An 8,779-nucleotide genomic window follows, 5' to 3' on the forward strand; every position below is an offset into this window, starting at 1 on the left:
GTATCGTCCATAATCATGATTTATTGTCAGAACTTGAGATTTTTTGTCCAAGCTCAAGGTTTTATTGTCTGGTTTTGAATTTTATTGTCCGAAATCACCAAGGTATCGACCAACCTTCAATTTTCGATATATTTTTCGTCCCGCTCTGTAACTGCTGTTAATCTTTTTATGTTTAAAAACAACAATCTTTTAGAAAAGAGCCTAAAGCAAAAAAAGAATAAGAATACTTTTTCCTTCTTGTATTCTTCAACTAATTGGCCGGATTGTGATACGAAAAAAATCCCCACCATCTTCCTTTCCGATGGTGGGGATTTCATCCGTTCATGTTCAATTATTTCTGTAGATCAGCTGCACCTTTAGCAATCAGATCGAATAATTCTGCAATGTCATCTTCTTCTACACAAGAGAAGGCGATGCGTAGATCTGTGGAGTTGTTTGAGATGGTTCCTACTCCGTATTTGTCTAATAGGTGTACGCGAAGTTCTTCAGCGTTAATGTTGTTTAATTTTAGGCACATAAAGTAGCCAGAATTAAATGGATAGTACGTCCAGTATTTTTTGTATTCTTCGTTTGCAAGTACTTCTTTTGTTTTTACTGCTCTACTTTTCATTAGCTCGAATTTTTGTTGTTTTTCTACTTTAAATTCTTCTGATTGTAATGATTGTAGAATGATTGATTGAGAAGGGTGTGAACCGCTTGAAATGGTTCCTCTGATGATCCCCTTTGTTTTTTGTTCTAACGCGTTTCGAATAGCAGCGCTTTTGCTAGCATATGTGATGAAGCCAACGCGGAATCCCCATACGTAGTTTTCTTTTGTCGCTCCATCAACTTTAATTGCAAGGATGCGCGGGTGAGCGTCTGCTAATAAGCTAAAGATCGATTCTTTTATTGAATCCTCATAGAATAATCCGAAATAGGCATCATCAATCAATGCGATCACATTTAAACCGTCCTCAGCTGCTTCCTTCAGCACTGCGGCAATTTCCTGAGCTTCTGATTCAAGTGGAGTGTAGCCAGTCGGATTATTCGGGAAGTTTAATAAAACAACGACTTTTCCAGCTGATTTTTGTGATTGAATGGCTTCCTTCAGCCCATCTACGTTAAAACCGTTTGCCTCATTGAATAAAGGATACGTTGTTACTGTAGCACCACGACGGACTTTAAATGTGATGTTGTAATTCCCCCAATAATGATCAGGTAAAATAATGGGAGTGCCCTCGTCGACAAATAAGTCTGCAACAATGCTTAAACCATGTGTAAGTGCATTTGTGACAACTGGTGTGCCAACGATTTCCTCATTTAAATTTGGACTATCTGCGAGAATTTTTTGCTTCCAAGCGTTTCGTAGCTCTTCTTTACCTTGTGGTGGTGCGTATGGAAAAAGATCCTTAGGTGCTACTCGATCTCCGAACATGTCTTGAATATGTTGAAAATGCATCGGTTGATTGTTTTCCGTTGCAATCCCGATCGTTGCATTAAAGCGATGTGCCTTTTTGCCAGCCTCAGCAGATTGGCTTAAAATACCTTTTGGATAAAACATTTCTTTTCCTAGCTGGGACAACATTGTGTAGACAAATTCGTTGTCTTCTTTAATTGAATTATTAAGTGCTTGTGCTAATTCATTCATTGTCGATTTCCACCTTTATAGTAAAAAAATATTTTGAAAATTCACTAATGGATATTTTATCATACTAAAGATTATTCTCACAGAGCATACGGTAAAATTATTCTCAAAAACGTTTAAATGCAGTCTACTTACGGGAAGGTTCAATTAAAGGTATACTTAAACTAATATATGGAAGCTTTAGTTTCGATAAAAATAATACGAGTGAGGAACATTCATGAATATTGTGGCAATATTAGCTGGATTTATTTATTTTTTAAATATGGTATTTGCAGTAATTTTAATTTTTCGAGAACGTAGAAGTGCCGGTTCATCTTGGGCATGGTTACTTGTGTTATTTTTCATCCCACTGCTAGGCTTTTTATTATATCTCCTTTTTGGGCAAAACTTAAGTCGGTATCATATGTTTCAATGGGAGGGACGGAAAAGGCTTGGTATTGAAAAATTATTAAGTGAACAGGTAGAACAAATAGGCAATGATACGTTTGCCTATTTGAATCGAACAGCAAGAGATTACAGACAGCTTATGTACATGCATTTGATCAATAACGACGCTGTGTTGACCGAAAACAATCAGATTGATGTGATGACAGATGGGAAGGAGAAATTTGAAAAGCTATTAGATGATATCGACCATGCCAAGGATCATATCCATCTTCAGTATTATATCTTAAAAAAGGATCAGTTAGGAAAGCGGCTTGTTGCGGCGTTAACAAAAAAGGCGAAGCAAGGAGTTAAGGTAAGAGTCCTGTATGATGACCTAGGCTCTAGAGGATTACGGTCATCCTTTTTTAAAGAACTAAAAGCAGCAGGCGGAGAAGTCGAAGTGTTTTTTCCATCAAAGCTAAGGTTGATTAATTTACGACTTAACTATCGTAATCATCGTAAACTTGTCATCATCGATGGTCAGGTTGGTTATGTTGGGGGCTTTAATGTTGGTGATGAATACTTAGGTCTTGATCCTAAATTTGGTTATTGGCGTGATACTCACTTAAGGATTCAAGGCTTAGCGGTATACGCGATTCAAACTCGGTTTATTTTAGATTGGAATCAAGCAAGTGATAAAGGCGATATTTCATACGTACAAGAGCATTTTCCAGAGCCTGTCTTAACAGGAAACAGCACGATTCAAATCGTTACGAGTGGTCCTGATTCAGAGTGGGAGCAGATAAAACTCGGCTATATTAAATTGATTTCAATGGCAAAAAAAACAATTTGTATTCAAACGCCGTACTTTATTCCAGATGCAAGTGTGTTAGACGCCTTGAAAATTGCCTGCTTATCAGGAGTAGACGTCGTCCTCATGATTCCAAATAAACCGGATCATCCGTTTGTCTATTGGGCAACATTGTCCTATATTGGTGAATTGTTAAGCTTTGGTGGCCGCGTCTACATATATGACAATGGATTCATTCATGCGAAAACGATTGTGATTGATCATGAGATTTCATCTGTTGGTACAGCGAATATTGATGTGAGAAGCTTTAAATTAAATTTTGAAGTTAATGCGTTTATTTATGACCAAGAGATTGCTGAAAAGCTTGATGAGGCCTTCAGAGAGGATGTTGCGTTATCGAGGGAGCTTACGTTGGACGATTATAATCAGCGTTCAAAGCGGATTCGATTTAAGGAATCGATTTCTCGATTGCTTTCACCAATTTTATAGGAAAGTGAGCTCTATGAATAATTGATTTTAGCATAACGTACCTTGGAAAAAAGAAAGGGGGAAGGGGGATTGCCTTTCCTCTTTCTTGATATCGTTACTTGTAGAGTGGGCGAGATCTGATAATTTCGGCTATTAACGTAAGAACAGCGGCAGATATAATGATGCAATGGAAGAATAATAAGGCCTTTTTAATGCTTTCTTATCAGGTTTCCAAGACATTGGATAATGATCAAATGAATTAACTGGCATACTTTCACCTCTACTATCATATTCCATACAATCATATCATTATTGTATGGGTAAAATACGTTGTGGGTTTGAAAATGTGACGTTCGACAAGTCGATTTTATAGAGAAAATATCTATTATGCCCCCACTTATCAAAGTGAGGGCAATTTTTTCATATAAAGATAATTGTAATCCATACAATTATCTTATTTATTGTATGGATTTTGTGTGTTATTAATTAATACAAAGCTAACTATCAGGAAGTGAACATATGAAAAAAAGAAATCAAATAATAATTGCATTTCGTACGGCTTTCCCATATACATTCCCTATATTTGCAGGTTTTGTATTCTTGGGAATCGCTTATGGAATCTATATGAATTCATTAGGTTTCAGTGCAATTTATCCAATTTTAATGAGTCTAACAATATTTGCAGGATCAATGGAGTTTGTTGCAGCGAATTTATTGATCGGATCATTCAATCCGATTAATGCTCTTCTTTTAACTTTGATGGTGAATGCACGACATTTGTTTTATGGCATTTCAATGCTGGATAAGTATAGGGGAACGGGAAAGAAAAAGTTGTATATGATTTATGGACTTTGCGACGAAGCTTTTGCTATCAATAGTACCATTAATGTACCGAAGAATGTCGATAAGGGGTGGGTTATGTTTTTCGTAACGCTGCTCAACCATACCTATTGGGTACTAGGAGCAACGATTGGCGGTATTTTTGGTTCTGTTATCAAGTTTAATACTGAAGGGCTTGATTTTGTTATGACTGCTCTCTTTGTTGTAATCTTTATTGAACAGTGGATGAAGGAAGAAAAACATCTTAGTCCACTTGTAGGGCTTGGGGCTTCAATTGTTTGTCTAATTATTTTTGGGGGAAACAATTTCATTATCCCTGCTATGATTGCAATTTTGGGGCTGCTTACCTTATCTAGAAAGTCATTGGAGAAAGTTGAGGTTGAATCTATATGACCATGAATTTAACACAGCAGATTATTATGATTGCAATGGTTGTTTTAGGTACAATGTTCACAAGGTTTCTTCCATTCATTCTTTTCCCATCGGGCAAACCCACACCAAAGTATGTACAGTATCTCGGTAATGTGCTGCCGTCGGCGGTAATTGGGCTTTTGGTCATTTATTGTTTTAAGGATGTGAGTTTATTATATGGAAGTCATGGTATCCCTGAACTTATTGCAGTGGCAGTTGTTGCACTGCTTCACTTTTGGAAGAGGAAGATGCTCCTCTCCATAGCAGGGGGAACGATTGTTTATATGATTTTGGTGCAATTGATTTTCTAACTAATTGGCATAGACCATTGCTCCATCATTGTTTCTAATCCTTACATTAAAGCTTTCATATCTATTTTTTCAACATGGCTAACTAGAATTTTAAGCAATACTGCAATGGATTATATTAAAGGGAAAAAATAAAGTAATTCCCATCGAATAAGATTCAATGGAGAAAATGGAATCTTTTTATAGCTTAGATTCAGAAGGGAAATTAGTCTTATTTCAAGCAATAGAACAATTAGATGAGAAGTACAAGACATTCGTTGTTCTTAGATATTATAAAGATCTGTCGGTAAAACAAATTTAAAAAGTCGATTCCTTAATGTATTATCAAGACCTCAATAATAAAAAGTTTGATCAAAAATCCTGCGTTGATATGCAGGATTTTTTTTGTTCCGTAATCGGGTCATATTGTTGAATAACACCTAGATATATAGGTTAAAGTTTAGAAGAGATTGTGAAGTTTTCGATACAAGAACGGATAATTGTATAAAAGTTATTCTTAAACCATAAATTAAAACATTTGGTCAATAAGCTTCATAAAAAAGAGAGATCTTTAACTATTCTAGTAATTAGAGGCTTTCTCTTTAGTCAAGACTTTAAACATAGCAAATAAAACAAGGGACATTTATTATGAAGAAAGGGACAGAGAAGGGAATAATAATCAATTACTATTTAATGAATGGTACCAGTTACTTTAAAAATGAAAAGGGAGCAGGATAAAATTCCGTCTCCCCTTATACCAGTTAAAAATTAATTAACAATCTTCTGCTTTATAATGATGTAATGGAGGTGGAACTAGCCATCCTTTTTCTTTATTTAGACGAAGAACTTTAGCTCCAAGTGCTGCCTTTTGAATATGAAACTGCCCAAACATCATAGCAATATCTTCTCTAATGGATTGCCCTATAATCGTACTACACGATACTAATCCTGCTGCAATGTTTGTCGAAAGCATAGCAGCTATTTCAGGGTCTGCAAAGCGTGCTCCAGCTGGAATATCATCTAAGCATGCATTAGGTCGTTCAGGTGGTGATGGTGGTAAACCTACTCCATTCGCTTTTAATAAAGTTTCAATTTGTTTGATTTCTTGTTGTCCACCCTCAATTGCTTCCTTCAGTAATTTCTGTAAATCTTCATCACCTGCATGGTTTAGGTGAGTTTGATAACCTGCAATTATCCCCTTAGCCGTTAAGAGAAACGACCAGGTGCTAAATACTTCCCCATAATGCATAGGTTCATCTGTTGGATTTCCACTTAAAATTCCCATTGTAATCCTCCTAATCAAATTCATATTTAGTGCCTCCTTTCGCCAAAGCACATATCTTTATCATTCTCCTTTTGCAGCTTATTAATTCAGTATTGTGTGGCTTCGTAATAAAGCCCGATCATTAATAAAAATGTCTAATTGTTTATAATAAAGTTTGATCAGGAATCCTGTTTTAAAATGTATAATTTTCCTTATTCCGCAATTGGGCTATTTAATAGAGTAATCAGGAAATCTCAAAAGAGTATCAAATTGGTAATTATCTAGGGATTTCCACTAAACATATGCAGGTTAGTGAAACTAGAAAATATGGTATACTTAAATTACAAAAAAATCCAAAAAAGGTGATGATATTGAAAAAATATTTTGTATTTATAATTAGCTTTATCTTGCTCTATACGGTATTTCAAATATTATCGGGTGTGATTCTAACTGCCTTTTATACTCCAGATTTATCTGCAATAGAGACTACTATTAGTCAAGAGGTAGCGTTTGGTAAGGCTTCTTCAATGCCATTAATTGTAACAATGCTTATTGCTACATCTGCCTATTTCCTCTCTCAAAAATATTTAAAACTGGAAAAAGTTAAATTAATGGAGGAATAGTAGTGTTCTTTTCTTCTTCAAGAACGAGTAGGTAATGGAGGGATAGGCATGGCAAGATTTATTGACGATTTAGCTGGGGCAATCTATGATTTCTTTAAGTTTATTTTCAAAAGTATATGTTACCTTTTTGCAGGGATGTTAATTGTTGGAGTCCCACTTTATCTAATTGCTTTAGCATTTAAAATGATCAATTAAAGGGTGCATTACCGGAACAGAGGTAATGCACCCTTTAATTGATATATATGGGCGATTGTTAAAAAATAAAGGCTCTTTTCGTAAAGATTGTTGTTTTTAAATATGATGAAGGATGATTTACTTTTTATCCCGCATTAACGGGCAGTAATACCCCCACCTCTAAGCTTGAGTGAATCACAAAGAGGCGAAAGTGGGGGATAACTGCCCGTAAAAGCTAAGGTAAGTCTCGCTAACCATCATTGGGGGATAAGGAAAACCCCCAATGATGGAAGTCTCGCTTTATGGTATGGTATATACAGGAGCTTATTCAGCTAAAGAGCAGCTATCTTGAACAAGTTTAGATGAAAACGATTTAATTGTGCTTTATTAAAGGGGGGATTAGCATAAATCGCTCACGGACAAATATGTTTCTTTTATTTTTGGCAATTTTATTTTTCGCAGGTATTATTCTTTTTTCATTTAGGTTGTTTGTTTGGGGATTATTACCACTGGTATTTTTGCTCATCATCTACATCTCAACTAATAAATACCGTTCATCGGTTTCCTTGTTTATGTTCTTCTTATTAGGTACATTGATGTTTCAAATTGGAAGCAACTACATCAATGAATGGAACATATCCGTAGAAATGAAAACCATAATAAACAGAAGTTTCCTCATATTTATTATGGTTGGAACAGTGATTTCACTAATGTTATCTAAGCAGAAGATATTTTACTTCGCACTATTACCAGATTGGCACAGACGTATAACAATGCCGTTTCACACAATTAAATTACCGTACTTTTTACTTATCGGTCTTATGGTATCGAGCACAATACTTATACCATTATTTAGACATCAAGAAATAAGCTATTTAAAATCAATATTACTTTTCGGTATATTGTTTGCCATCATAAACGCTACTCTTGAAGAGGTAATTTGGAGAGGTATTATGTTATCAAGTTTAAAAAGAAATGTTTCCACCTTTTATGCTGTTGTAATAACCAGTATCGGATTCGGTCTACTGCATTTATCAATTGGAATTCCTCTAATAATAAGCTTACTTTTTTCTTTCGGAGGGCTTTTCTATGCAATCGTAGTTTTAAAGACCAATAGTATATATCCATCCATAGTTTTTCACATTGTTATCAACTTGGGTATGGTTTTCAATGGATGGATAATTTGAACTTATTCCAGAAAAAGGGCGCGATACTTAAAGAAAAGTATCGTTTTTTCTGATTCAATTAACCTGCGATAGTTGAATGTCTAAAAGAATTAGGTACTGGTAAAACATGACATGAGCGACGATAATTCCTGCTCTTATATTACTGTTCTTCTTTTGATTCTAGAAAAGCATCAACTGATTCATCCAATAATCTTTCCCGATTTGGGTCTTCATTGACATCTGTATCCACTTCCATTGCTTGTTTAAGTATGCTGTATGTATCATCTTCTTTATTTAATTGATTAGCTTGATTTTTATGCGGGACTAGATTATGGCGATTATTTTTTTGATTTGGCATATAATCTCCTTCTGAAACAGGTATTTTATATTAGTATGAACAATTGATTCAAAATAAAATCCAATTCTGCTTTTAGATTGATTATTATTTCAGTTTCTTTCACGAACTGGGTCCTATAATTGATCAATGAGAAATTAAAGATCAATCTTCAGCAAAACTAGCTAATAGAAGCTCAGATATTATTTCTTTAAAGGGCGCCATTCTTTAATAAGAAGGCGTCCTTTTTAAGTAGAGTCATTATCTGAAGCTGATTTATCCCTCATTAACGGGCAGTAATACCCCCACCTCTAAGCTTGAGTGAATCACAAAGAGGCGAAGGTGGGGGATAACTGCCCGTAAAAGCTAAGGTAAGTCTCGCTATCCATCAGTGGGGGATAAGGAAAACCC

At 35.2% G+C, this 8,779-nt stretch carries 9 protein-coding genes; 6 read left to right on the top strand and 3 right to left on the bottom strand.

The window, feature by feature from the left end; all coding sequences use genetic code 11:
* Positions 1-331: 331 nt before the first annotated feature.
* The gene (locus K9V48_RS26100; RefSeq protein ID WP_224142011.1) at positions 332-1,627 is read right to left on the bottom strand and encodes an aminotransferase class I/II-fold pyridoxal phosphate-dependent enzyme; all 1,296 of its coding nucleotides are present in this window, start codon (positions 1,625-1,627) and stop codon (positions 332-334) included.
* A 214-nt stretch (positions 1,628-1,841) separates the two neighbouring features.
* On the opposite strand from K9V48_RS26100, the gene cls reads away from it, so the two are divergent.
* From cls to K9V48_RS26115, 3 genes are all read left to right on the top strand, one after another.
* Positions 1,842-3,290, top strand: a complete 1,449-nt coding sequence (gene cls / locus K9V48_RS26105; RefSeq protein WP_224142012.1) for a cardiolipin synthase — start codon at positions 1,842-1,844, stop codon at positions 3,288-3,290.
* 498 nt (positions 3,291-3,788) lie between these two features.
* Entirely contained in the window at positions 3,789-4,502 is a 714-nt protein-coding gene (gene azlC, locus K9V48_RS26110) for an azaleucine resistance protein AzlC (RefSeq protein WP_224142013.1), read from the top strand.
* Positions 4,499-4,831 carry a branched-chain amino acid transporter permease gene (locus tag K9V48_RS26115; protein ID WP_224142014.1) on the top strand — a complete coding sequence of 111 codons (333 nt, stop codon included), beginning with the start codon at positions 4,499-4,501 and terminating at the stop codon, positions 4,829-4,831. Before azlC ends, K9V48_RS26115 begins: the two co-directional genes overlap by 4 nt.
* Positions 4,832-5,579: 748 nt before the next feature.
* Here the strand turns inward: K9V48_RS26115 and K9V48_RS26120 are convergent.
* A complete protein-coding gene (locus K9V48_RS26120; protein ID WP_224142015.1) occupies positions 5,580-6,092 on the bottom strand; it encodes a DUF3231 family protein in 513 nt (170 codons plus the stop codon).
* A gap of 281 nt (positions 6,093-6,373) precedes the next feature.
* Between K9V48_RS26120 and K9V48_RS26125 the strand changes: the two genes are divergently transcribed.
* The 3 genes from K9V48_RS26125 to K9V48_RS26135 all read left to right on the top strand — a co-directional run bounded on the left by K9V48_RS26125 (position 6,374) and on the right by K9V48_RS26135 (position 8,055).
* Positions 6,374-6,694 carry a hypothetical protein gene (locus tag K9V48_RS26125; protein WP_224142016.1) on the top strand — a complete coding sequence of 107 codons (321 nt, stop codon included), beginning with the start codon at positions 6,374-6,376 and terminating at the stop codon, positions 6,692-6,694.
* Between the two features lie 48 nt (positions 6,695-6,742).
* The gene (locus K9V48_RS26130; RefSeq protein ID WP_224142017.1) at positions 6,743-6,889 is read left to right on the top strand and encodes a hypothetical protein; all 147 of its coding nucleotides are present in this window, start codon (positions 6,743-6,745) and stop codon (positions 6,887-6,889) included.
* Positions 6,890-7,689: 800 nt separating this feature from the next.
* Positions 7,690-8,055 carry a CPBP family intramembrane glutamic endopeptidase gene (locus K9V48_RS26135; RefSeq protein ID WP_224142019.1) on the top strand — a complete coding sequence of 122 codons (366 nt, stop codon included), beginning with the start codon at positions 7,690-7,692 and terminating at the stop codon, positions 8,053-8,055.
* A 139-nt stretch (positions 8,056-8,194) separates the two neighbouring features.
* Here K9V48_RS26135 and K9V48_RS26140 read toward each other — a convergent pair whose 3' ends face one another.
* Positions 8,195-8,392 carry a hypothetical protein gene (locus tag K9V48_RS26140; protein ID WP_224142018.1) on the bottom strand — a complete coding sequence of 66 codons (198 nt, stop codon included), beginning with the start codon at positions 8,390-8,392 and terminating at the stop codon, positions 8,195-8,197.
* Positions 8,393-8,779 lie beyond the last annotated feature (387 nt).

The organism is Metabacillus rhizolycopersici (assembly GCF_020075705.1).